General features: G+C 63.5%; 21 protein-coding genes. 13 read left to right on the forward strand and 8 right to left on the reverse strand.

Annotated elements, in window-relative coordinates; genetic code table 11:
- Positions 1 to 106: 106 nt before the first annotated feature.
- Complete coding sequence (locus ACERK3_01005; GenBank protein ID MFA9476860.1) at positions 107 to 814, forward strand: hypothetical protein; 708 nt, start codon at positions 107 to 109, stop codon at positions 812 to 814.
- Positions 815 to 904: 90 nt separating this feature from the next.
- On the opposite strand, the gene recQ is transcribed toward ACERK3_01005, so the two are convergent.
- A complete protein-coding gene (recQ, locus tag ACERK3_01010; GenBank protein MFA9476861.1) occupies positions 905 to 2752 on the reverse strand; it encodes a DNA helicase RecQ in 1848 nt (615 codons plus the stop codon).
- A gap of 219 nt (positions 2753 to 2971) precedes the next feature.
- On the opposite strand from recQ, the gene ACERK3_01015 reads away from it, so the two are divergent.
- From ACERK3_01015 to ACERK3_01030, 4 genes are all read left to right on the forward strand, one after another.
- Positions 2972 to 3637 (forward strand): adenylate kinase family protein, encoded by a 666-nt coding sequence (locus tag ACERK3_01015; protein MFA9476862.1) that lies wholly within the window; start codon positions 2972 to 2974, stop codon positions 3635 to 3637.
- Between the two features lie 289 nt (positions 3638 to 3926).
- Positions 3927 to 4382, forward strand: coding sequence for a UvrB/UvrC motif-containing protein (locus ACERK3_01020; GenBank protein MFA9476863.1), 456 nt, complete (start codon positions 3927 to 3929; stop codon positions 4380 to 4382).
- A complete protein-coding gene (locus ACERK3_01025) occupies positions 4379 to 5446 on the forward strand; it encodes a protein arginine kinase (protein ID MFA9476864.1) in 1068 nt (355 codons plus the stop codon). Before ACERK3_01020 ends, ACERK3_01025 begins: the two co-directional genes overlap by 4 nt.
- Positions 5447 to 5571: 125 nt before the next feature.
- Positions 5572 to 6069, forward strand: a complete 498-nt coding sequence (locus ACERK3_01030; protein ID MFA9476865.1) for a DinB family protein — start codon at positions 5572 to 5574, stop codon at positions 6067 to 6069.
- 17 nt (positions 6070 to 6086) lie between these two features.
- Here ACERK3_01030 and ACERK3_01035 read toward each other — a convergent pair whose 3' ends face one another.
- The 3 genes from ACERK3_01035 to ACERK3_01045 form a co-directional block, all read right to left on the reverse strand.
- Positions 6087 to 6530, reverse strand: a complete 444-nt coding sequence (locus ACERK3_01035) for a hypothetical protein (GenBank protein ID MFA9476866.1) — start codon at positions 6528 to 6530, stop codon at positions 6087 to 6089.
- A 305-nt stretch (positions 6531 to 6835) separates the two neighbouring features.
- Positions 6836 to 7477 (reverse strand): class I SAM-dependent methyltransferase, encoded by a 642-nt coding sequence (locus ACERK3_01040; GenBank protein ID MFA9476867.1) that lies wholly within the window; start codon positions 7475 to 7477, stop codon positions 6836 to 6838.
- Positions 7478 to 7513: 36 nt separating this feature from the next.
- Positions 7514 to 8242: a TlpA family protein disulfide reductase gene (locus ACERK3_01045; protein MFA9476868.1), complete on the reverse strand. Its 729-nt coding sequence runs from the start codon at positions 8240 to 8242 to the stop codon at positions 7514 to 7516.
- A gap of 209 nt (positions 8243 to 8451) precedes the next feature.
- Between ACERK3_01045 and ACERK3_01050 the strand changes: the two genes are divergently transcribed.
- Both ACERK3_01050 and ACERK3_01055 read left to right on the forward strand, forming a co-directional pair.
- The gene (locus tag ACERK3_01050) at positions 8452 to 9282 is read left to right on the forward strand and encodes a carbon-nitrogen family hydrolase (protein MFA9476869.1); all 831 of its coding nucleotides are present in this window, start codon (positions 8452 to 8454) and stop codon (positions 9280 to 9282) included.
- A gap of 370 nt (positions 9283 to 9652) precedes the next feature.
- Positions 9653 to 10261 (forward strand): hypothetical protein, encoded by a 609-nt coding sequence (locus tag ACERK3_01055; protein ID MFA9476870.1) that lies wholly within the window; start codon positions 9653 to 9655, stop codon positions 10259 to 10261.
- A 12-nt stretch (positions 10262 to 10273) separates the two neighbouring features.
- On the opposite strand, the gene ACERK3_01060 is transcribed toward ACERK3_01055, so the two are convergent.
- The 3 genes from ACERK3_01060 to guaA form a co-directional block, all read right to left on the reverse strand.
- Complete coding sequence (locus ACERK3_01060) at positions 10274 to 11560, reverse strand: NAD(P)/FAD-dependent oxidoreductase (protein ID MFA9476871.1); 1287 nt, start codon at positions 11558 to 11560, stop codon at positions 10274 to 10276.
- Positions 11561 to 11669: 109 nt separating this feature from the next.
- Positions 11670 to 12563, reverse strand: coding sequence for an aminotransferase class IV (locus tag ACERK3_01065; protein ID MFA9476872.1), 894 nt, complete (start codon positions 12561 to 12563; stop codon positions 11670 to 11672).
- Positions 12564 to 12632: 69 nt separating this feature from the next.
- Positions 12633 to 14261: a glutamine-hydrolyzing GMP synthase gene (gene guaA, locus ACERK3_01070; GenBank protein MFA9476873.1), complete on the reverse strand. Its 1629-nt coding sequence runs from the start codon at positions 14259 to 14261 to the stop codon at positions 12633 to 12635.
- 262 nt (positions 14262 to 14523) lie between these two features.
- Here guaA and ACERK3_01075 point away from each other — a divergent pair, with 262 nt between their 5' ends.
- Positions 14524 to 15300, forward strand: coding sequence for a hypothetical protein (locus tag ACERK3_01075; GenBank protein ID MFA9476874.1), 777 nt, complete (start codon positions 14524 to 14526; stop codon positions 15298 to 15300).
- 358 nt (positions 15301 to 15658) lie between these two features.
- Here ACERK3_01075 and ACERK3_01080 read toward each other — a convergent pair whose 3' ends face one another.
- Entirely contained in the window at positions 15659 to 16414 is a 756-nt protein-coding gene (locus tag ACERK3_01080; GenBank protein ID MFA9476875.1) for a LuxR C-terminal-related transcriptional regulator, read from the reverse strand.
- Between the two features lie 275 nt (positions 16415 to 16689).
- Here ACERK3_01080 and ACERK3_01085 point away from each other — a divergent pair, with 275 nt between their 5' ends.
- From ACERK3_01085 to ACERK3_01105, 5 genes are all read left to right on the forward strand, one after another.
- Positions 16690 to 19143 (forward strand): DNA topoisomerase (ATP-hydrolyzing) subunit A, encoded by a 2454-nt coding sequence (locus ACERK3_01085; protein ID MFA9476876.1) that lies wholly within the window; start codon positions 16690 to 16692, stop codon positions 19141 to 19143.
- Positions 19144 to 19208: 65 nt separating this feature from the next.
- The gene (locus ACERK3_01090) at positions 19209 to 19583 is read left to right on the forward strand and encodes a hypothetical protein (GenBank protein ID MFA9476877.1); all 375 of its coding nucleotides are present in this window, start codon (positions 19209 to 19211) and stop codon (positions 19581 to 19583) included.
- 31 nt (positions 19584 to 19614) lie between these two features.
- Complete coding sequence (locus tag ACERK3_01095) at positions 19615 to 20070, forward strand: YhcH/YjgK/YiaL family protein (protein MFA9476878.1); 456 nt, start codon at positions 19615 to 19617, stop codon at positions 20068 to 20070.
- Complete coding sequence (locus ACERK3_01100) at positions 20067 to 21974, forward strand: type IIA DNA topoisomerase subunit B (GenBank protein ID MFA9476879.1); 1908 nt, start codon at positions 20067 to 20069, stop codon at positions 21972 to 21974. The genes ACERK3_01095 and ACERK3_01100 overlap by 4 nt, the downstream gene beginning before the upstream one ends.
- Positions 21975 to 22025: 51 nt before the next feature.
- On the forward strand, positions 22026 to 22673 hold the full coding sequence (locus ACERK3_01105) for a hypothetical protein (GenBank protein MFA9476880.1): 648 nt from the start codon (positions 22026 to 22028) through the stop codon (positions 22671 to 22673).
- The last annotated feature ends 98 nt before the right edge of the window (positions 22674 to 22771 follow it).

Consider the following 22771-nt stretch of genomic DNA (forward strand, 5'->3'; position numbering starts at 1 on the left):
CGTCCCGCCACAGTGTACGCCCCCCGCCCCCCAACCTGAACCCCCATCCTGACGGATTCCACCCCCCACCGGTTCGCGCGGCCAACCCCAACCCACCAAACTGGACATGCCACACAGCATCACGAAGCGTGCTGCGTCCGATGCGTGTGCATCGTTCGGGCAGTACGATAATCATTGGCACGCTGTCAACGGGGTTGGAAAAGGGGTCCCAACTTTGTCCCATGAGAGTTCATCCCATGCCGCGATTCACTGTTTGGTTCCGTCCGGCCTGCGCCCAGCATGCAGGCTGCTGGTTTGTTTGGCCCTTTGCATGAGCGCGGTTATGAACACGTCATGCGGTCGATTCGGCGATGCGAATTATCGGCAGGCCGTTGAATCCGGCCGCTCGACGATTGAGACCGTGGCCGAGATGGAACAGGTGTTCGCAGACTTCCCTATTCAGCATTTCATCGGGCACAGCGGCGGCGGCAGGCGGGCGATGACCTGGAACACGGAGGTGCTGCTGCATGACCGCTACATCCTGACCATGCAGGTGCCGATCGCGGTCGATCGCAGTCTGTCTCGGGTGGATGAAGTTCTGGGGGAGCCTAATTTCTGGATTTGGGAAGTGGTCGAGGTGCAACTACGTCCAGGTGGGGGCTCGTCGCAAAAGATCGGCCAAAATTGGGATTTCGATTCGGAAGCGTGGGCTCGGGTGGTCGAACACGGTGGGGAATTGCAAGCCATCGGTGTTCACCTCATCGAAGATCGACCAGTCACCGACTTTCGAACCTCCCAGAACGAGGCGCGTCGGCAGCGTCAGGTGCCCCGATGATGAGTGCCACACAGCTTGCTCGACGCCCACGGCGTGACGCCGTGGGCGTCAGCCTCATACACAGTGCCCAAGTTTGACGGACAACCCCCATCACCCCACGTGTTCGCGGATGACTGCCATAAACGCTTCGCCGTAGCGGGCGAGCTTCTGCTGCCCCACGCCGTTGACCGCAAGAAATGCCTCATCGCTCGTCGGGTACTGCCTGCTCATATCGCGCAACGCCACATCGGAAAACACCACGTAAGGCGGCACGCCCTGCTCCCGCGCAAGCTCGCGCCGCAACCCGCGCAACTTCTCAAACAGCGCATCATCAATCGGCGTGTCATCCTCAATCCGCGATCGCCCCCCCGCCCCCCGTCGCGATTCGCTTCGGCCAGACGACGCCGACGCGCGGTTCATCGGCACTTCCACCTCCGCCTGCCCGCGCAGCACCGACAGGCTCGCTTCCGTCAGGTGAGCCACGCGAAACTCGTCCGGCGTGATCGCAAGCTGGTTGTCCTTGATGAGCGTCTGCGCAATCAGTTGCCAATACGCTTTGGGCTTGTGACTCCCCAACCCATGCACGCTCAACGCATGATGCCCGTTGGTCATCACCCGCTCCGCCTTCGACCCGCGAAGCACATCGATCACATACGTCAGCCCGAACCGCTGATCCGTCCGCGCGATGGCCGACAGCAGCTTCTGCGCGTCTTCCGTCGCATCGGTCATCTTCGGCGGATCGAGGCAATTATCGCAATGCCCACAATTCCCCTCATGCGCCTGACCGAAATGCGTCAACAGCGGCACACATCGACACTCCGTCGTATTCGCAAAGCGGATGATCTGTTCGAGTTGCTCGTACGCGTGGGCCTTCTCCGCAGGGTCGGTCTTCTGCTCGATGAAGTACTCGATCTTCGCGCGGTCCGTGCCCGAGTAATACAAGATGCACTCGGCAGGCAGCCCATCGCGACCCGCTCGGCCGGTCTCCTGGTAATACCCCTCCAAATGCCGCGGCAAGTCGGCGTGCATCACAAACCGCACATCCGGCTTGTCCACCCCCATGCCGAACGCGATCGTCGCCACCATCACCTTCGCCTCGTCATGCAGAAACGCCTGCTGATTCGCAGCCCGATCCTCCGACGCCATCCCCGCGTGATAAGGCAACGCAGCAAAACCCTGCTGCTGCAACCGCGCCGCCAGGTCGTCAACCTTCGCTCGACTCTGGCAATAGATAATCCCCTCCGCGTCCGGCCGATCGCGCAAATACCGACAGATATGCTCGAACACCTGCTGCTTCGGACGCACCACATAATGCAGATTCTTACGCTCGAAATCGCCACGATGAATCGTCGGCTCGCGCAGGTTCAACTGCCGAACCACATCGTCCGCCACGCGCGGCGTCGCCGTCGCCGTCAGCGCCATGATCGGCACATCCGCAAACCGCCCCTCGAAGCCGGTCCGCAGTTCGCCCAGCATGCGGTACTCCGGGCGGAAGTCATGCCCCCACTCGCTGATGCAGTGGGCCTCGTCAATCGCAAACCGCGACACCGGCAGCCGTGCCAGCAGCGATCGGCCCCAGCTGCTCATGATCCGCTCCGGCGCGAGGTACAGCAGCTTGAACTCGCCCGCCAGCGCCCGCTGTTCGCAGTCGCGCTGTGCGTCCCGGCTAAGCGTCGAGTTGAGATACGCCGCCGGCACGCCGTTGGCCGACAGCAGATCGACCTGGTTGTGCATGAGCGCGATCAAGGGCGACACGACGATGGTCACCCCATCCCCCACCACCGCCGGCAGCTGATAGCAAAGCGACTTGCCCCCGCCCGTCGGCAGGATCACAAACGAATCCCGCCCCGCCAGCGCGTCGGCGACAATCGGCGCCTGCATCGGGCGGAAGCGCTCGTGGCCGAAGTGGGTCTTAAGTGGGTGCAGCAGGTCGTCGCGGACCTCGGTCGCGTCCATCATGGCAGGGTATCAGATCGGCTGTCCGATGTCGGGGTGAGCAAAGTATCCACGACCACCCCCCAATAACCGCCCTCGCCCCCTCATATCCCCCCTGAAACGCAGAAATTCCGCGCCTTTGCCTTGCCAAGCGCTGGCATGGCCTGATGATATGTTATGGTAGTGCTCGCCCGTGGGTCGAAACCCCCCGGAAACTTTTCATCCAGATCGCGAGACCGAACTATGCCCGGCCCCGCCGCCAACCCCCAACTGACCAGCAACAACACCGTCGAAGTCGGCAAGCAATACAAGAGCGTGCTGCTCTTCGGCGCCCCCGGCGCGGGCAAGGGCACGCAAGGCCGAGTCCTCGGCTCCATCCCCGGCTTCTACCACTTCGCCTGCGGCGACGTGTTCCGCTCGATCGACATCAACTCCGAGCTCGGCCGAATCTTCTACGAGTACAGCTCGCGCGGCCAGCTCGTGCCCGACGATGTCACCATCAAAATGTGGGCCGAGAACATGCACGCCCGACGCATCATCGGCGCGTTCAAGCCTCGCGTCGACCTGCTCGTGCTCGACGGCATCCCCCGCACCCTCGAACAGGCCAAGCTGCTCGACCAGTACATCGACGTCCTGCTCGTGATGCACCTGCATTGCACCGACGAAGAAGCGATGTTCGAGCGACTCCGCCGCCGCGCGCTCAAGGAAAACCGCTTCGACGACGCCGACGAAAGGGTCATCCGCAAGCGATGGGAGGTCTACGAAGCAGAGACCGCCCCCGTGCTCGCACACTACCCCAAAGAAAAGGTCGTCGAGATCGACTCGCTCGGCTCGCCCGCCCGCGTGCTCCGCGACATTCTCGAAGTCGTCGTCCCCATCCAGGACGCCCACTTCGCCGCGTTCGAATAATCGCCCCTTCATCCCACCTCACCCGAAGCCCACGGTCTTCGACCGTGGGCCCGAACCGCAATGATCCTCCGTTGCGGGAGGTTGCCTATTGAACGCGTTGCGGGTCAACCCTAGAATCGCACAAAACTTGGACGCTTCCCGGAAGCCCCCGGAAGTTCCGCACCCCCCCGGACGTTTCCGGACATCCCCCGATGCCCCCGCCCCGCAAAAGGGCCGCTGCTCCGAACAAAGGCCTGCCGCTGTGAACCGCAAATGTGACAAATGCGACCGCCCCGCCACGAACCACTCCGTGGAGATCGTCAAGGGCAAGAAAATCGAGCAGCACCTTTGCGACCTCCACGCCGCCGAGGAAGGCATGGCCGTCAAGGCCGCCCACACCCCGATCAACGAGCTGCTGACCAACTTCGTCAAGCTCCACAGCGGCGGCACGCAGACCAGCACCTCCGAACTGACCTGCGAAGAATGCGGGCTGAGCTTTTCCAAGTTTCGCGAAAGCAGCCTCATGGGTTGCCCCAGTTGCTACAAATCTTTCGAAGGACCCCTGAGCCCGCTGCTCGAACGCGCCCACGAAGGCGGCTCGCATCACGTCGGCAAAGTGCCCCGCCGCGCCGGCGCCGGCGAGCAGCGGCAGGCCCAGCTCACACGGATGCGCAAAAAGCTCAACGAAGCCGTCACCGCCGAGGACTACGAACTCGCAGCTCGGCTACGCGACGACATCCGCCGATATGAGGAGCAGGCGGAATGAGCATCAGGCAGCTGACCGACCACGCCGGCGAATGGCTCCGCGGGGCAGGCCCGCATAGCGATATCGTCATCTCCAGCCGCATCCGCTACGCGCGCAACCTCGCGGGCTATCCGTTCGTCAACCGCGCCAACCGCCGCCAGCGCTTCGAAGTGCTCGACCGCTGCAAGCAGGAGATCGTCTCCAAACGCCTGGCCGACAACGTGCTCTGGGTCGACCTGCCCGACAGCCCGAGCATGGACCGCCAGCTGCTCGTCGAACGCCACCTCATCTCCCGCCAGCACGCCACCGCGGGCGACGACATCCCGCGCGCCGTCGCCCTCGACGCCGCCGAGACCTTCGCCATCATGGTCAACGAAGAAGACCACCTCCGCGTGCAAGTGCTCCGCTCCGGCATGCAGCTCGCCGAGGCGTACGACCAGATCGACCGCATCGACGATGTGCTCGAAGAAAAGCTCGACTTCGCCTACTCCCGCCGCTTCGGCTACCTCACCGCCTGCCCCACCAACCTCGGCACGGGCATCCGCGTCTCCGTCATGCTCCACCTGCCCGCGCTCAAGCTCACAGGCGAGATCGAAAAAGTCCGCCGAGCGTCGCGCGACATGCACCTCGCCGTCCGCGGCCTGTTCGGCGAAGGCTCCGAAGCGCTCGGCGACCTCTACCAGATCTCCAATCAAACCACGCTCGGCAAAGCCGAACAGGAAATCCTCGCCGACTTCGAGCACACCGTCGTCCCGCAGATCATCGCCTACGAACAGCAGGCCCGACAGGCCCTGCTCAAGCAGCGGCAAGCCCAGCTCGACGACAAAGTCTGGCGCGCGTGGGCCCTGCTGACCAACGCCCGCGTCATGGGCACGGACGAAGTGTTGCAACTGCTCAGCCACCTCCGCCTCGGCGTCAACCTCGGCCGCATCGAAAAGGTCGACATCCGCGCAATCAACGAACTGTTCCTGCTGACGCAGCCCGCGCATTTGCAGAAGTTGTCTCAACAGGAAATGGACGCCGCCGAACGCCGCATCGCCAGAGCGAAGCTCATCCGCCAACGCCTCGAACAAGCCACGCGGTAACCGCCGCACGCGCTGTCGTAGGGCAGGGCTTGCCCTGCCACGAATGGCCATCACCTCTCGGCAGGGCAAGCCCTGCCCTACTCACTGCGTAACACTCGGCGGTGAAAGTTTACTTGGAGAATCCGATGCCCAACGTAATCGAAGACTTGAAGCGGTCGGTGTTTCGACTGGGGGACGTCGACCCGCTCTATGGTGGGCCGACGCTGGCGGAAGTCGTTGCGGACATCGACGCTGATGCCGCATTGTTCCGCTTGAATAAGCACGGCCACTCGATCTGGGAAATCGTGCTTCACGCAGCATTCTGGCGGTGCGAAGTCGCTCACGCGCTGTCCCATGGCAAGATCGACAGGCTGGCGCGAGCGCCCGAGAACTGGCCGGCGCTGCCGCAGCGGCCGAATGAAGACGCCTGGCGTGCAGACCGTAAACTGCTCGATGAATCGGAGCGAGCATTGCAAGTCGCGCTGGATGGCTTCGCGGTGTCCGACTGGTCAGCCGCGCCCGAAGCGGGTGGGGATTGGTCCCTCGGACAACTCGCCATCGGCCTGATCGCTCACGACGCCTATCACATCGGCCAGGTCGCCCTCCTGAAGAAGGCGGCGCAGACGGCGACGCGATCGCATTGAGACCCCGGCGCTCGCGTTCACGCATTCGGCGGGGTCGTCGCGACGGGCAGCTTTCGCACCCAGGCCACGAACACCGCTGCCGGGTTGCGCATCGGCCCGGCCGGGTAGCGCAGCCGCGCCAGCTCCCGCGCCTTGCCCGTCAGCAGCCGCCGGACATACCCCCGCCCCTGGGCCGGACACAGCCGCCCTTCCTCGCACTGCTGGACCAGTTTCTCGTACATCCGCAGGCTGCCGTGATCGTCCAGCACCTCCGCCAACTTGAGCGCCAGTTCGCCATAGCCGCCCGCCGGTGTCTTTCGGCTTTCTGCGGCCGACGTCGGCGGGCTCGGCCGATCGGCCGGACGCGCAAGACGCCCCTCCCGCGCCCAGCGGCCGCCCAGCTTCGCCCATTGCTCCGCCAGTCGTCTCGCTTCAGGTGACAGCTTCGACGTCGCCTTTGCCCGCGCATCCGCTTCGCTCATCTGGATCTCCCGAATCGTGGTTGGCTGTCACGTTGAACGTTGAACGTTTCTTCTTAAAGAACAGAGAAAGGAAACGTTCGTCGACTGCCGTTCAACGTACTTAGCTGGCGACACCGTCGAGCCCATGCGCAAAAACATCGCGCAAGCTGAAACGCCAACGCGTCCACGCCATTGAAACCACGCCATTCATCGGGAAGGATCAGACTGAAAAAAACAGGCCGCCCGCCATGCAGCGCCCCCCGGGCCATGCGCATCGGCCCATCGTCAACCCCGTGGCTTTGAATTCACGACCCATCCGCCGCGAGCTATGCCGACTCGGCCGACTCGCGGTCGGTCAGCACCACGATCTGCCACAAGTCCACCAGGCTCATCTTGAAGCGGTAGAGCACTTTCAGGTCGACGCCTTCCAATGCTTCTTCGAGCGAGAGGTCGCTTCGCCAACCGACCTTGACGCAGATGGGGTTGACCACTTTTTCAACCAGCGCGACGGGCTTGTTGTTCGACTGGAAGTGGTTGAGCACGATGACGCGCCCGCCGGGCTTGACGAGCCGCTGGGCCCAGCGCATCAGCTTCGGCGGATCGCTGACCACGCTTACCGTGTGGCTGATGATGATGTGGTCGAAGCTCTGCTCGGCAAAGGGGGGAAACATCGCGTCGGCCTGGATGACCTGGCAGTGGCGGAGGTTGTCGTCACGGATCTTGTCGACGGCTTTGCGCAGCATGCCGGCCGAGAGGTCGAGGCCGACGACCTTGATGTTGTCCGGGTAGTGGCGAAGCGTCATGCCCGTGCCGACGCCGATGTCCAGCACGCGGTCGCCGGGGCTGGGGCGAAGCTCTTCCAGGGCGCGGATCTGGCGTTTGTGAACCAAAGCGCCGAACGTGTAGTCGTAAAATTTCGACCACAGGTCGTAGCAACGACTGGTGGCCGACTCGCGCATCTTCATCATCGTCGATTCGCTCCCTCGATCGCCCCGGTTTACATATCAGTGTTGGTGAGCCCGGGCCTGGGCTTCGTCTGTTTCGTCGGCGTCGTCGGCGTCGTCGGCGTCATCCGCATCGTCCGCTTCATCGTCGGCTGCCGCCAACGCCTGCACGCGTTCGAGGATCGGCGGCACACGGCTGTCGTCGATGAACTCGCCGGCCAGGTTGCCGTCCCGGTCGTATACCAAAATAGCCGGCACGACCAGGTCAGTCCAACGCTCGCCCAGGCCGGCGACCACGGCGATTTGCCCCTCGGACGTCCGCACGAGCGCGTACGCATCCGTGAGCGCATCATGCTCAGCGAGAAACTCCATCGCCTTCACCTCGTCCGCCGGCTCGTCGAGTGTCACCGTCACCGGGCGAACGGCGTCGCCCATCGCTTTGAGCCCGCTGTGCAACTCGGGGAACATCACCACGCAGGGCACGCACCAGGTCGCCCAGAAGTCGATCACCAGCACCTGGCCCCGCTCGGCGGTCTCGGTAATCAACGCTTCAAGGTCGGCCAGCTCCACCTCCGGCAGCGACTCGGGCAGCTTGCGCTCGTCCGCCTCATCCGCGTCGTCCGTCTCGTCGGCCGGGGCATCGGCCGTGGGCGACGCCGTGGCGGCCTCCGGCTCGGCGATCGGCTCGGGCGGGGGCGCGTCGGGCAACTCGCCCCGGTCGCAGCCGACCAGCACGAGGGCACACGTCATCGTCAGCAGGGTCAAACACCGCATGGGTCGGTTCAGCATGACACGAAACTCCTGTATGGATCAAAACGCCAGTGCGGGTACAACGCGCCGCGGCCCCGGAATAGTCCACGCCCACATACCACGTTACCCGATCCCGGGCAGGATGCCACTACAGTCGGCGGCGGCCGTGGCCGGGCGGGGCGATATCGACTAACGTCATCGCAGCCGACCCACCGCGAGCACGGTCGGCCGAGCATGAAGGCAAACCCATGAAGCTGATCGCATGCCAGTACGACATCGCGTGGGAGGACAAGCCAGCGAACCACCAGCGGCTGTCGGCCTGGCTGCGCGAGCGTCGGCCCGAGCCGGGCACGCTGGTGCTGCTGCCGGAGATGTTCGCGACCGGGTTCAGCATGAATGTCGCGAAGATCGCCGAGGGCAACGGGGCCGCCGAGGGGGCCGATCGGCCGAGCGAGCGGTGGCTGGCGGAGCTCGCCGCCGAGTTGGGCGTCTACCTGCTCGCCGGCGTGGTGAATGTCGGGCCCGACGGCCGAGGGCGGAACCAGGCAGTCGTGTTCGATCCGCAGGGCGCGCAGCTGGCCCGCTACGCGAAGCTGCACCCGTTTTCGCACGCCGGCGAAGACGACCATTTCGCAGGCGGCGATCGGCTGGCGCTGTTCGACTGGCAGGGATTAAAGGTCGCGCCGGTAGTCTGCTACGACCTGCGATTTCCCGAGCTGTTTCGACACCTCACGCGAGCCGGGGCGGAGCTGTTCGCGGTGATCGCCAACTGGCCCGCCGCGCGAGCGCACCACTGGCGGCCGCTGCTGCAGGCGCGTGCGATTGAAAACCAGGCGTTCGTGGTCGGCCTGAACCGCTGCGGGCAGGACCCGAACGTGCCTTACAGCGGGCAGAGCGTGGCGTACGACCCGCAGGGCCGAGCCGTGGCCGAGGCGGGTGAGCAGCCGGCGATGCTCGACTGCGACATCGACCGCGAGGTGCTCACCACGTTTCGTGCGAAGTTTCCCGCGCTGCGCGACATGCGGGCCGACCTGCTTGGCCCGCGCTGGCCGAGGGTTGATGGAGCCGATCGCGATTAAGTCAGCAGGAAGCGAATCGAATCATGCAGCAAGAAAAGCCGGGCAAAGAAGAGAAGGTCGCATTCTGGATCGCGCTGGCGGTGGGCGCGGTGGTGGTGATCGGCGGGATCGAGCTGGTTCGCTGGCTGATCTGGTAAGGCGGATCATGTTTATTCCTCGTGCGTTCTATAGCCCCACGCGGGAGCGTGGGGTTGGCCGCACACGCAGAAAACCCCACGCTCCCGCGTGGGGCTATTGGTCATGAGCACGAGGATCAAATAGAAAGCGTACAAGACGATGCCGATGGCCGGGCGATGTCGTGCGAGCCTATGATTTACTTTGCTGACCGAGTTGCTTAACCGCGCCAGCTGCTGAAGAAAGGAACCTGGTTGTGAAGACTGAACGATCGACTTTCGCGGCCGTCTGCCTGACGCTGATGGTGGTTGCGCCGCTGCTCATGTTGTCGGGCTGTCAGACGCCGGCGCAGCCGCGGGCGTGGTATGACGAGTTCAGCGGGGAGCATGGGCAATTCGTGTATGCATCGCGGCAATCGGGCGGCTATGACGTTCGCTTCGTCATCAACGACAACGACCCGGAACACGTGATCATGCACGTGCGGTCGACCCGCTCGCCGATCCGCGGCGATCGGGCTTACTTCCTGCTCGATGGCGAACGGGTCACGCAGCCGATGTCGTTGAATGTGCATACACGAACGACTCGGGCGCACTCGTCACACGTCGGCGTGGGCGTCGGCCGCGGGGTGGGCACGGGTGTATCGACGGGGGTGGGCATGTCGTTTCCGAGGTATACGCATGAGTCGGTGCACGACGCGCGGGTTCGCATGCCGATCGACTTTGTGCAGCGGATGATCGCTGCGGACGAAGCGCGGTTTCGCGTGGGTGAGTCGGCCGGCCCGAGCTATACGCTCAGTGAGCGGACGCGCGAACGGTTGGCGGAGTTGACCGGGCCTTACGCGTCGGGCCAGCCGGTCGACGAGTAGCTGAGCGTTGCGTTATGCATAGCGGGCCGGGCTCATCGCGTCGAGGTTCATGGTCGGCGGTTCGTTGGCGACGAGTTCCGCGATGAGTTGCCCCGTGCCGGGCCCGAGGCCGAAGCCGAGCATGGCGTGGCCGGTGGCGATGATGACATTGTCGATGCGCGGCGATCGGCCGATGACGGGCAACCCGTCGGCTGTGCACGGGCGCAGGCCGCACCATGTCGACAGTTCCGCCGCTTCGTCGACGCCTTTGAGAAACCGCGCTGCGTTGATGCGCAGCATGTTCAGCCGACGCTCGACGACGTTGTGATTGATGCCGGAAAACTCCAGCGTGCCCGCGAGGCGAAGGCCCTGGCAACTGGGGTTGACCGCGACGAACGCCTCGGCCAGCAGGCAGGCGCGCGTGGGTGCGACGTCGGGCATGGCGAGGTTGATGTGATAGCCCTTGGCGGCCTGCATGGGCACGCGCAGGCCGACGGTCTGGGCGAGTTGCTGCGACCAGATACCCGCAGCGACGACGACCTGGTCGGCTTCGATCATGTCGCCGGTCTCCAACTCGACGCCGTGCGCGTGATCGCCTGACGTGACCAGGCGTGACACGGCAGCGCCGACGCGAATGTCGACGCCCTGCTGCTTGACATGCTCCGCCAGCGCGGCCACGCATCGGCCCGGGTCGGCCCAGCCGCTGTCCTTGTAGCAGATCGCGCCGACCACATTGTCGCGCAGCGCCGGTTCCTGCTGGCGGATCTCGTCGCCGGTGAGTTCGTCGAACTGGTAGCCGTGCTTTTTGAGGATGTCCGCGTCGGCTCGGCCGTGCTCGAAACGCTTTTCGGTTTCGAAGATTTCCAGCCAGCCGTCGCGGTGATAGTCGCAGTCGAGCTTCGCCTCATTGACGATTTCATCGAACGCCTTGCCCGCGATCCAGCCGAACTCGGCGAGCACTTCCATCGAATGATGAAACTGTTTTTCGTTGCACGCTTTTCGAAACTGCCACAGCCAGCGGAACAGCGCCGGGTCGAAGCGCGGCGGCACGTAGAGCGGGTTGGCCGGGTCGAACAGCATCTTCAGCGCCTGACTCGTCAGGCCCGGCCGAGGCAGCGGCGGGTGGCCGAGCACGATGAAGCCGGCGTTGCCGGTGGACGCGCTTGAGGCGAACCCGTCGCGCTCCAGCAATGTGACGCGAGCGCCTTTGCGCTTGAGGAAGCTGGCGGCGCTCAAGCCCACGATGCCTCCGCCGACGATGACCACATGTTCTGATTGCATCGCTGACAAGCCTACCTTCCTCTGTCTAATGGTTTGCATTTAGCCGCGAGCCTTGGCCCACGCTCTCGGTCCGCGAGGCGAGAAAAAGCGGTGCAAGCACCGCTGCTAAATTTCGAGAATGCGAAGCTATTCCGCGTGGGGCTATGGGTCAGGCGTGAGGCGACGTTTGCCCGGCGGTGCAACAGGCCTGCATCAACTGCTGTTCGTACGCGTCGTGCAGGCTGGCGGTGACGGGGCCGACTTCGCCGAGTTGAATCGGGTGGCCGTCAATGTGCGTGATGGCGGTGACGTGCGTCGTCGTGCCGGTGACGAACACCTCGTCGGCCTGCCGAAGCTCATCGAGGGTCACAGCCGTTTCGTGCACGGTGAGATCCATCGCGCGGGCGTAATCGATCACGAGGTCGCGGGTGATGCCGCGAAGGATCGCTTCGTTGGCCGGGTGCGTCCACAGTTCGCCGTCGCGGACGACGAAGACGTTGGTCGAGCCGCCTTCCGTCACGGCCACGCCCTGGTGGAGGATGGCTTCCTGGCAACCGTCGCGCTTCGCCTGCTGCTTCGCAAGCGTGTTGGGCAGCAGCATGAGCGTCTTGTAGCAGCATCGCTTCCAGCGCAGGTCTTCGTGTGTGATGGCTTTCCATTGCCGGGCGGGTGGGTTGCTCGACAGCGGCTGCGTCGGTGTGGTGGTGACGAGCACGGTGGGCGTGGGGTCGCTCGGCGGAAGGTGGTTGCGCGGCGCGGGGCCGCGCGTGACCTGCCAGTACACCCGCGCGTCGGGCATGTCATTGCGGCGGATCAGTTCGTCGCTGATCGCTGGCAACTCGTCGACCACGCTCGGCGGGTCGATGCAGATGCCTGCGAGCGAATACTTCAAGCGATCGACATGCTGCTGCATGGCGAACGGTCGGCCGGCGAAATATTCGAGCACTTCGTAAACGCCATCGCTGAACAACGTGCCCCGATCGTCAATCGAAAGCGACGCCTGATCGTAAGGCAAAAACTCACCGTTGAGATACACGAGCGTGGCGGGCGATGTGGCGTTCATGTGACTCCATATCCGGGTCAATGCAAGCCAGGCAGCGGACACAAACGGCGGTCGAAAACAGCCCGGCTGTTATTCCCACTCAATCGTGGCGGGCGGCTTGCTGGAAATATCATAGACGACGCGGTTGATGCCGCGCACTTCGTTGATGATGCGATTGCTGATCGTCGCGAGCACGTCGTAGGGGATGCGGGCCCAGTCGGCGGTCATGAAGTCCTGGCTTTCCACGGCACGCACAGCAGCGACGCTGTCATACGTTCGGCCATCACCCATCACGCCGACCGACTTGACCGGCAAGAGGACGACGAACACCTGCGCGGTTCGGCGATAGAGATTGTTGGCGACGATCTCTTCGAGCAGGATTTCGTCGGCGTCGCGGAGCAGGTCGAGCTTGTCGCGGGTGATCGCACCGAGCACGCGCACCGCCAGGCCGGGGCCGGGGAACGGGTGTCGCCAGACGATGGCGTCCGGCAGGCCGAGCACTTCGCCGAGCTTGCGGGCTTCGTCTTTGAACAGGGCGCGCAGCGGTTCGATCAGGTCGAAGCCGAGCTCTTCGGGCAGGCCGCCGACGTTGTGGTGGAGTTTGATGTTGGCGGCGGCGCCGGAGTAGCCCTGGCCGGACTCGATGACGTCGGGGTAGAGCGTGCCCTGGGCGAGGAACTGAATGTCGGACTTCGAATTTTGGATTTCGGATTTGATTTCGGCGGCGGTTTGTTTGAAGACTTCGATGAAGCGGTGGCCGATGCGTCGGCGTTTTTCCTGCGGGTCTTCGATGCCTTCGAGGTCGTTCAAGAAGTCGTCGGCAGCGTCGATGACGCGGAGGTCGATTTCAAAGTGATCGCGGAAGGTTTGCTCGACGAGTTCGCGTTCGCCTTTGCGCAGCAGGCCGTTGTCGACGAAGATGCAGGTCAGTTGATCGCCGATGGCTTTGTGCAGCAGCGCTGCGACGACGGAGGAGTCGACGCCGCCGGAGAGGCCGCAGATCACGTGCTTGTCGCCGACGATGTTGCGGATGCGGTTGCTCTCGGCTTCGAGGAAGTCGGCCATGTGCCAGTTGCCCTTGCACTGGCAGATGTTGAACAGGAAGTTGCCGAGGATGTCATGGCCATGCGGCGTGTGTGTGACTTCCGGGTGGAACTGCACGCCGTAGAACTTGTGTTGTTTGTGTCGGACAGCGGCGTAGGGGCAGGTGGGTGTGGTGGCGAGGGGTTCGAAGTCTTCGGGGAGTGCGACGACCTGATCGCCGTGGGACATCCAGACGCTGGTGTTGGCGGGGATGCCGTGGAGGAGGTCGGCGTCGTTTTCGATGCGGAGCTGGGCGCGGCCATACTCGCGGGCGGTGGCGTTTTTGATTTGCGCGCCGAGCAGTTGGCAGGCGACCTGCATGCCGTAGCAGATGCCGAGGACGGGGACGCCGAGGTCGAAGAGTTTGGGGTCGCAGGTTGGGGCGTTTTCTTCGTAGACGCTGGACGGTCCGCCGGAGAGGATGATGCCGCGGGGGTTGAGGGCTTTGAGCTGTTCGACGGTGATGTTGGGTCCGACGAGCATGCTGTAGACGCCAGCTTCGCGGACGCGTCGGGCGATGAGCTGGACGTACTGCGAGCCGAAGTCGACGATGGGGACGACCTGGCCCTGCACGCCGGGCGGAAGGTCGGCGAGGATGGCGTCGATCGCGGCGGAAGCTGGGGCGCTGGTGGTCATGTCGCACCTTGTTTTGCGGCGGTTTCGCTTAGGGGGAAAGGGCCAATGATAGCAGGAACGCAAGGGGGCGGGGGCGGGGTGGGGTGATTTCGGATTTCGGATTTGGGATTTCGGATTTGGGATTTGGGGAAGCCGAGCTCTGAGCGAGTTCGCGAGCGAAGGGCCGGATTGGGGGGATTTCTAATTTCTAATTGCTGATTGCTGATCGCGCAAGGGTGCTTCATGTCGTCACGCGCGGGCGGGCCTGCTTTACAATGGTGGGATGATTCACACGATGGTCTGCTTGTGGCTGGCGGCGGTGGTGGGTGTGCCGGCGTTGAGCGACGGGCAACGGGCGCAGCTTGATACCGCGACGGATGGCAGCAGACAGCTTGACGAAGGGGCGCTGTACCCGCTGCTGGAGAATATGCTTGCGTTCGAGCCGGGCGATATGCGCGGGGCGCGCGTGCCGGATTATGAGGCGATCCGGGCCGACCCGGCAGCGGCGCGGGGGGAGCTGTATCTGATCCGTGGGCAATTCATCGGCACGACGCCGCGCCATCGGCTGACGCGACGCGGGGCGTGGGGCGACGCGCTGACCGGTTGGGGCGTGGTGGTGAGCCCGGAGCCGCCGGCGGTGGTGGTTTATTTCGTGGACCCGGCCGGCGAGCTGGACGCGAGGCCGCCACGGTATGGGGCCGAGGTGGAACTGGTCGGGCGGTTTTACAAGGTGTGGGCCGACCGCGATGCCGACGGGCGAGCGTGGGAGTATCTGACGTTTGTGGCGCGGTCGGCAGAGGTGATCAGCCGTGGCGCGGGCGGCGGGCCGGGGCGGGGCATGGGCGGGTCGATGTTTGTGGTGATGTTGATGATGCTGGGGGCGTTGTTGTTCGTGTTGTGGCGTGTGCGGGGGATGGTTCGGCCGAGGGTGGCGGAGCGGCCGCGTCGTGAGTTGGATGAGCCGGGGTTGGCGGCGGCGGGTGAGGAGGAGCAAGCGCCGCTGCCGAATGATCCGGAGGCGGCGCTGGCGGAGTTGGCGCGGCGGCGTGGGGAGGCGTAGGTTTGTGGGGGTGTACGCGGTTGGATGAGACGGATGACCCTTCGAACCCGGGCGCTGTGTATGAGGCTGACGCCCACGGCGTGACGCCGTGGGCTTCGAGCGCACTCGAGATGCATGTCCGATCCGTACGAGGTGGGGGCATAAAAACGCCCCTGTCGCGCACGCGCCCCCCCATCAGCGTGCAGCGACAGGGGCGGGACGACCCCGGGCGCCCATGTCTGAGTCAGGCGTGCCCACGTTGGTAAGGGTGGGGTTCGCCGATGGCTGTGTGATTTTCGCAGGCCAGCTTACTGGCTGGTGTTACCGCGCCAACCCGACAGATGTCGGGTTAGGGAAATTGCGGACGGCGGGGCGAGGATCAGGTAGGTGGGGTGATGTCCTGGCCGTTGCCCTGGGCGAAACGCTGGATGAGTTCGACGTGGGAGCGGACTTTGAAGTGGCGGTAGACGTCGCTGATGTAGCCGCGGACGGTGTGCTCGCTGAGGGAAAGCTGGTTGGCGATCTGCTTGCGGTTGTAGCCTTCGATGAGCAGGCCCATGACGGTGCACAGCCGAGGGGTGAGGGCGGGCAGGAGGGTGTTGGCGTTTTCGGGGGGTTGGTGGTGATGCAGCCAGGGGATTTCGGACGCGATGATGTGGATCATGCGTGCCTGTTCGGGGGTGAAGACCGGTCGGCCGTAGGTGCGGTGGAAGCCGAAGGCGCTCCAGCAGTCATCGCCGAGCGGGTAGAGCGAGAAGATGAAGTCGTCGATGCCCGCCGGCTTGCGGACGAGTCGCACGTGGGGGGAGTCGTACCAGGCGCGGTCGTCGATCATCTGCGATCGGCGGCGGGTGAAGGGCTTGCCGCGGCGCATGAGCTTCAGGAGCGGAGCCATCTCCGGCGTTTGCAGCTCGGGTTCGTAGCTGTTTTCGTAGAAGACTACGAGTTGGCGTTCGCTCATTCGGCCGTGCAACACGTTGAACGCGGTCGGCCGTTGGCTACCTTGGGGTAAGTGGGTGTGAACCCACATCCAGAAGTCGGCGTCGACGAGGTCGCACATCTCTTCGGCCAGCGCGGTGCGACGCTCGGGCAGCGGGCCGGTCATCCCCGCCACTTTCCCCAGTAAACGAACCATCCGGCGAACATCGGATTCCGGCAAAGCCCACGATGGCATGGCATCCCCCTGGCAAGGCTCAAACTAAGTCCGCGTGCAGTGTAGCGAATGTGCTGCGGTCGGCCACGAAAAGAGGCATCCGCCGCGCCTGCCCGTTTGGTTTCTGTTTGCGTTTTCGACTACGATGATTTGTCTGTCACCGCTGCATGATGCTAGATTCGCCGCTTCAGCGATGGCCCTCGGACGCATGCCGCCGCGCAGATACTCCCCGCGAACACCATGGAAGGTGACACGCCTTGGCTCGACGAAGCAAACGCCAATCCGCCGACGACGGCGACAGCCTCTTCGAAACCCCGGACAACGGCGACGGCCAGCCGATCGACGCGCGCGAGTCCGCGCTGGGCGTTGAAGACCGCATCCCGTTGCGCGAAGCGGCGCAAAGTCGCTACCTCAACTATGCGCTGTCGGTCATCACCAGCCGAGCGCTGCCTGATGTGCGCGACGGCCTGAAGCCGGTGCAGCGGCGCATCCTCTACACGATGTGGATCGACGGCATGCGGGCCGACGCGAAGCACCGCAAGTGTGCCAACGTGGTCGGCCAGGTGATGGGCCGGTTCCACCCGCACGGCGACTCGGCGATCTACGAAGCGCTGGTCCGCATGGCCCAGCCGTTCATGATGCGCATGCCGATGGTCGACGGCTCGGGCAACTTCGGCTCGCTCGACGGCGACCCCCCTGCCGCGATGCGCTACACCGAATGTCGCTTGCAGCCGATCGCCAGCGAACTGCTCAGTGAGATCGCGCAGCAGACGGTGCACTTCCGCCCGAACTATGACGGCACGAAGGAAGAGCCCGTCGTGCTGCCGGCCAGGCTGCCCAACCTGCTGATCAACGGCAGCGCGGGCATCGCGGTGGGCATGGCGACGAACATCCCGCCACACAACGCGGACGAGGTCTGCCAGGCGCTGCTGCGCCTGATCGACAACGCGGAGCTGACCAGCGCCCAGCTGGCCATCACCGTCAAGGGCCCGGACTTCCCCACGGGCGGGCAGATCATCACGTCTGCCAGCGAAATCCGCGACATCTACAAGACCGGGCAAGGCTCGATCAAGATTCGCGGCACGTGGGAGAAAGGCCCGGCCGGGCGCGGCGGCAAGACGCTGTTTATCACCAGCATCCCCTACGGTGTGAACAAGAGCGTGCTCGTCGAACGCATTGCCGACGTCGTGATCTCGCGCAAGCTGCCGCTGCTGATCGACGTGAAAGATGTGAGCACGGACGACGTTCGCATCGAGCTGACCTTGAAGAAGGATGCGGACGAGCAGATCGTCATGGCGTACCTGTTCAAGCACACGCCGATGCAGACGAACTTCGGCGTGAACCTCACCTGCCTGCTGCCGACGGAGAACCCCGAGGTCGGCAGGCCCGAACGCTGCGACCTGCGCGAGATCCTGCAAAGCTTCCTCCAGTTTCGCCTCGACGTGGTGACGCGTCGGCTGGCGCATGAGCTGGGCCAACTCGAAAAGCGCATCCACCTGCTCGAAGGCTTCGCGTTCGCGTTTGATGTGCTCGACGACATCATCGCCATCATCCGCAAAAGCGACGGCAAGGCCGACGCGGCGCAGAAGATTCTCAAGAAGTATGGCCCCGAGCAAGTCGGCAAAGGCGGCCTCGACGAAGAGCAGATCGACGCGATCCTCGAACTGAAGCTGTACCGCCTGGCGCGTCTTGAAATCAACGTCATTCTCGATGAGCTGAAGGACAAGCAGAAGCGGGCGAAGGAGATCCGCAAGCTGCTGGCCGAGGAAGACGCGGCCGGCCGATGGCAGATCATTCGTGATGAGATCGACCAGCTTCGCAAGGATTACACGAAGGCGGACAAACGGCGGACGCTCATCGAGAGCATTGACGACGAGCCGACGTTCAACGCGGAAGACTTCATCGTCGCGGAGGACAACCATGTGCTCGTCACGGTCGACGGTTGGGTGAAGCGGCAGAAGGAGATCGCCGACCCGACCAAGACCCGCCTGCGCGAAGGCGATCGTGTGCTCACCTGTCAGCCGGGCTCGACGCGGGCGACCATGTGCTTCCTTTCCAACAAGGGCACGGCGTATACCGCGCGTATCATCGACATCCCCGCGACCACCGGCTACGGCGAGCCGATCCAGAAGCTGTTCAAACTCAAAGACGGCGAACGCATCATCGCGGCCTTCAGCCTCGACCCGCGCGTCATCGGCAACATCCACGAAGACCCCAAACACCCGGACTATGCGCCGGAAGTGCACGGCCTGGCGGTCGCCAGCGACGGCTACGCGCTGCGGTTTGGCATCAGCAACTTCATTGAACCTTCCACCAAGGCCGGCCGACGCTTCGCACGACCGGCCAAGGGCAGCGAAGTGCTCTTCGCAGGCACGATCGACGGCAGTGAAACGGTGATCGCCGTGACGCGCGAGGCCCGCTGCCTGCTGACCAGCGCGGAGGAGGTCAACTACCTCTCCGGCGCGGGCAAGGGCGTGCAGTTGATCAAGCTGAACAAGGGCGACAAAGTGCTCGGCGTGAAAACCGCGGTCGACGATCGCGACACGCTGGTCGCCAAGACCAGCCTCGGCGGCGAGCAGCGGATCAACACCGCCAAGTACAAGCTCGTGTCGCGCGGCGGCAAGGGGCATGAAGTAATCAAGCGCGGCAGGCTGACCGAGATCGTGCCCGACGCGCCGCAGCCGCCGCTGCCGTTGGATGAACTGTCGTAAAGCGGACGACTTTTTTCGCCTGGCCTGCAACACATAACACAGAGGAAGCCAACTTCCGGGAGCCCATGATGAAAATGTTGAGGGGATTTGCCGCCATCGTTTTGACCTTGCCGTTGATCGCCTGCGGCGAGTCGGCCGAGGCGCCAGAGCGTGTGTCGTACACGTTGACGAACGACACGACGCATGAGATTCGCGAGGTGATCGCCACGGGGGCGAACCACCACCTTGCGTTCAACGAGGTGGACGCGGGCGAATCGCAAACGCTTCGCGGGCCCGGCCTGGACGTGCCGGAGTCGCTGACGCTTTACTGGACGAACCACATGGATCAGCGCCGTAGCATGCAACTGAACCTGCGCAACGAAGTGGGCGAAGACTACGCCGGGCCGATCCGCCTGACGGTCGACCGTCGGCAACTGGTGACGGTGCAAGCCGGGCGATGAACTGCCGAACCCTAACTGTGATGGAACCATCATGATCATTGACACGCTGCAAAACGCTGCGACGTACGCCAACCTTCAGCGGGGCTTCGATCTGGCGTTTGCGTTTATCGCCAGCGACCGGGCGACCTCGGCCGACGAAGGGCGATATGACCTTGACGGCGATCGCGTGTTTGCGCTCGTGCAGTCGTACACAACCAAGCCTGTTGAGCAGAGCGTGTGGGAGGCGCATCGCAAGTATGCGGATGTGCAGTTCATCGTCGCCGGCCGCGAGCGGATGGGCTACGCGCCGCTGACGACGATGACGGAATCGCAAGCGTACGACGCGGAGAAGGATGTGGCGTTGTACACGGGTGAAGGCACGTTGCTGCCGTTCGCCGCTGGGGCGTTCGCGGTGTTCATGCCGCAGGACGTGCACATGCCCTGCGTGTTCGACGGCGAAGCGGGCAAGGTGCGGAAAGTTGTCGTGAAAGTTCAGGTAGATCAATGAGCACGTATACCGCCAAAGATATTCAGGTTCTCGAAGGCCTTGAGCCCGTACGCAAACGCCCCGGGATGTACATCGGCGGCGTGTCGTCGGCGGGGCTGCACCACCTCGTGTGGGAAGTGCTCGACAACTCGGTCGACGAAGCCATGAACGGCTACGCGACCGAGATCGTGCTCACGCTCCACAAGGATGGCACGAGCATTACCGTGGCTGACAACGGGCGCGGCATTCCCGTTGACATTCACCCGAAGCATAAGAAGTCCGCGCTCGAAATCATCCTCGGCACACTGCACGCCGGCGGCAAGTTCGAGCACGATAACTACAAAACCTCCGGCGGCCTGCACGGCGTGGGCTCGTCGGTCGTCAACGCACTGAGCAAGAAACTCGTCGCCACCGTCAAACGCGACGGCCACGAGTGGCAGATGACCTTCGCCGCGGGCAAGCCGCAGGGCAAGCTGAAGAAAGTCGGCAGCGCGCGCGGCAGCGGCACGACGATCTACTTCCACCCCGACGCGACCATCTTCCCCAAGACCGAGTTCGATGCGGAGTTGATTCGCCATCGACTGGAAATCACCAGCTATCTGCACAAGGGTGTCAAGGTCGTCTTCAAAGATGAAACGACCAACAAGGTCGACACGTTTCAGCATCGCGAAGGACTGGTGCAGTACCTGGCGAAGCTGACGAAAGAGCGCGAAGCCAAGTCGGTTGTCGATCAGCCGTTCAGCTTCGAACGTGAAAGCGATGACGGCAAGGTGGAAGTCTGCTTCCACTGGACGGAGTCGACCGAAGAGCACGTGCGCAGTTATGTCAACGGCATCCCCACCGGCTCGGGCGGGTCGCATGAAACGGGCCTGCGGACGGGGATCAACAAGGCGATCCGCAATTATGTGGAGACGCATAACCTCACGCCGCGCGGTGTGAACATCTCGGCGGAGGACATTCGCGAAGGCGTGATCGGCGTGCTGAGCGTGTTCATCACCGATCCGCAGTTCCAGGGGCAGACCAAGGATCGGCTGAACAACCCCGAAGCGCAGCAACTCGTCGACGCGGCAGTGCGGCAAAGTTTCGAGCATTGGCTGAACGAGAACCGCACGTCGGCCGAGGCGATCGTGCACCGCATCATCCTCGCGGCGCGGGCGCGCGAGGCAAGCCGGGCGGCGAGCGCGTCGATCAGTCGCAAGACGGCGACGTCCGGCCGACTCAATCTGCCGGGCAAGCTCAGCGACTGCGCCAACAGTAACCGCGGCGACAGTGAGCTGTTTATCGTGGAAGGCGACTCGGCCGGCGGCAGCGCGAAGCAAGGGCGAAATCGTGCGACGCAGGCGATCCTCCCCCTGCGCGGCAAGGTGCTCAACACGGAGTCGGTCGCGCTGGCGAAGGTGCTGGAGAACAAGGAACTGGCGGACCTTGTCACGGCCATGGGCTGCGGCGTGGGCAAGGATTTCGACCTTAAGAAGCTGCGCTACGATCGCGTGATTCTGTTGGCCGACGCGGACTCGGACGGGCATCACATCACGACGTTGTTGCTCACGTTTTTCTATCGCCATCTGCGCGAGTTGCTCGCGGCGCACCGGGTGTACCTGGCCGTGCCGCCGTTGTATCGGCTGGACATTGGCAAAGAGACATACTGGGCGGCGGACGACCCGGACCGCGACCGCATTTTGAAGAAGCATCGCAAGGGCAATGCGAAGGTGGAGACAACGCGCTTCAAGGGCCTGGGCGAGATGATGCCGAAGGTGTTGTGGGAGACAACGTTGAACCCCAAGACGCGGCGGCTGCTGCGTGTTGATGTGGACGATGCGCTGGAGACGGATCGCGTGATGAGCGACCTGATGGGCAAAGACCCGTCCGCCCGCTTCCGCTTCATCATGGAGCGCGCGGAAGAGGCGGAGGAGTTGGATGTGTGAGGTGATGCAGGGACCTGCCCTATCACTTTTCTCCTCATAAGGGGGCGACTCATGCCTGAATTCGAAGTGATTGGCTATGGACGGGAAACCGGCAGGCTTCGCAAACGGCGATATTCGGCGACCGATGAAGAACACGCAATTCACCGTGCAGGAGACGACGGCACGGTTGTGGAGAGCGTGAAGAAGTTACCGGAACGGCCTGCGACCGATGCACAGAAGGCCTACGCGACCCGCCTCGGGATAAGCTTTGATGAGAACATTGGTATGGATCGGATAAGCGAGTTGATCACGAGCGAAGAAACGCGGGAGCTTCGCGAAAAGGCAAAAACATACGGCCTCGAAGTGCCTGATGGTTGGGCATATGAACCTTTTAGTGACTATATTCAAGATTTCGAGTGTGCTCGAACCTGGGTATATAGCGTTACCCGACACTTGGCAAAAGCTTCGTGGGCACGCTATCGCGATGTTCCAGTAGATCCCAATGTGGTACGTCGTATTGCACTCACACTTATGCAGCATGCAGACCTGATGAATTACATCTATGACGCGCCCGAAGGCTCCACCGACGATGCATATTTTGATGAGTTGCATCACTTGGAAATCGATTGGGGCGACGAATGGTATTTCTTCGGACGAAAGGCAGGTGGGCCAAGTCCTACGTCGAAGGCTTATCGGTTTGTCGCCGAATTTGATGTCTAACTCGTAAGGCCGGATGCCGGGTGCCACTGGTGGCTTGCCCACCAATGGTCCGTCGACGTTTATCGCTCTGGTGGGCAAGCCACCAGTGGCACGCTCAT

The organism is Phycisphaerales bacterium AB-hyl4, assembly GCA_041821185.1.
Classification (GTDB): Bacteria; Planctomycetota; Phycisphaerae; order Phycisphaerales; family Phycisphaeraceae; genus Natronomicrosphaera; species Natronomicrosphaera hydrolytica.

Bases quoted from the DNA above. Each gene is read 5' to 3' on its own strand.
- ACERK3_01105 (MFA9476880.1), top strand. From the start codon at position 22,026: ATGCCTGAATTCGAAGTGATTGGCTATGGACGGGAAACCGGCAGGCTT.
- ACERK3_01030 (MFA9476865.1), top strand. From the start codon at position 5,572: ATGCCCAACGTAATCGAAGACTTGAAGCGGTCGGTGTTTCGACTGGGG.
- ACERK3_01035 (MFA9476866.1), bottom strand. From the start codon at position 6,530: ATGAGCGAAGCGGATGCGCGGGCAAAGGCGACGTCGAAGCTGTCACCT.
- ACERK3_01060 (MFA9476871.1), bottom strand. From the start codon at position 11,560: ATGCAAACCATTAGACAGAGGAAGGTAGGCTTGTCAGCGATGCAATCA.
- ACERK3_01065 (MFA9476872.1), bottom strand. From the start codon at position 12,563: ATGAACGCCACATCGCCCGCCACGCTCGTGTATCTCAACGGTGAGTTT.
- ACERK3_01090 (MFA9476877.1), top strand. From the start codon at position 19,209: ATGATGAAAATGTTGAGGGGATTTGCCGCCATCGTTTTGACCTTGCCG.
- ACERK3_01080 (MFA9476875.1), bottom strand. From the start codon at position 16,414: ATGGTTCGTTTACTGGGGAAAGTGGCGGGGATGACCGGCCCGCTGCCC.
- ACERK3_01095 (MFA9476878.1), top strand. From the start codon at position 19,615: ATGATCATTGACACGCTGCAAAACGCTGCGACGTACGCCAACCTTCAG.
- ACERK3_01100 (MFA9476879.1), top strand. From the start codon at position 20,067: ATGAGCACGTATACCGCCAAAGATATTCAGGTTCTCGAAGGCCTTGAG.
- ACERK3_01015 (MFA9476862.1), top strand. From the start codon at position 2,972: ATGCCCGGCCCCGCCGCCAACCCCCAACTGACCAGCAACAACACCGTC.
- ACERK3_01040 (MFA9476867.1), bottom strand. From the start codon at position 7,477: ATGATGAAGATGCGCGAGTCGGCCACCAGTCGTTGCTACGACCTGTGG.
- ACERK3_01050 (MFA9476869.1), top strand. From the start codon at position 8,452: ATGAAGCTGATCGCATGCCAGTACGACATCGCGTGGGAGGACAAGCCA.
- ACERK3_01005 (MFA9476860.1), top strand. From the start codon at position 107: ATGCCACACAGCATCACGAAGCGTGCTGCGTCCGATGCGTGTGCATCG.
- recQ (MFA9476861.1), bottom strand. From the start codon at position 2,752: ATGATGGACGCGACCGAGGTCCGCGACGACCTGCTGCACCCACTTAAG.
- ACERK3_01045 (MFA9476868.1), bottom strand. From the start codon at position 8,242: ATGCTGAACCGACCCATGCGGTGTTTGACCCTGCTGACGATGACGTGT.
- guaA (MFA9476873.1), bottom strand. From the start codon at position 14,261: ATGACCACCAGCGCCCCAGCTTCCGCCGCGATCGACGCCATCCTCGCC.
- ACERK3_01025 (MFA9476864.1), top strand. From the start codon at position 4,379: ATGAGCATCAGGCAGCTGACCGACCACGCCGGCGAATGGCTCCGCGGG.
- ACERK3_01075 (MFA9476874.1), top strand. From the start codon at position 14,524: ATGATTCACACGATGGTCTGCTTGTGGCTGGCGGCGGTGGTGGGTGTG.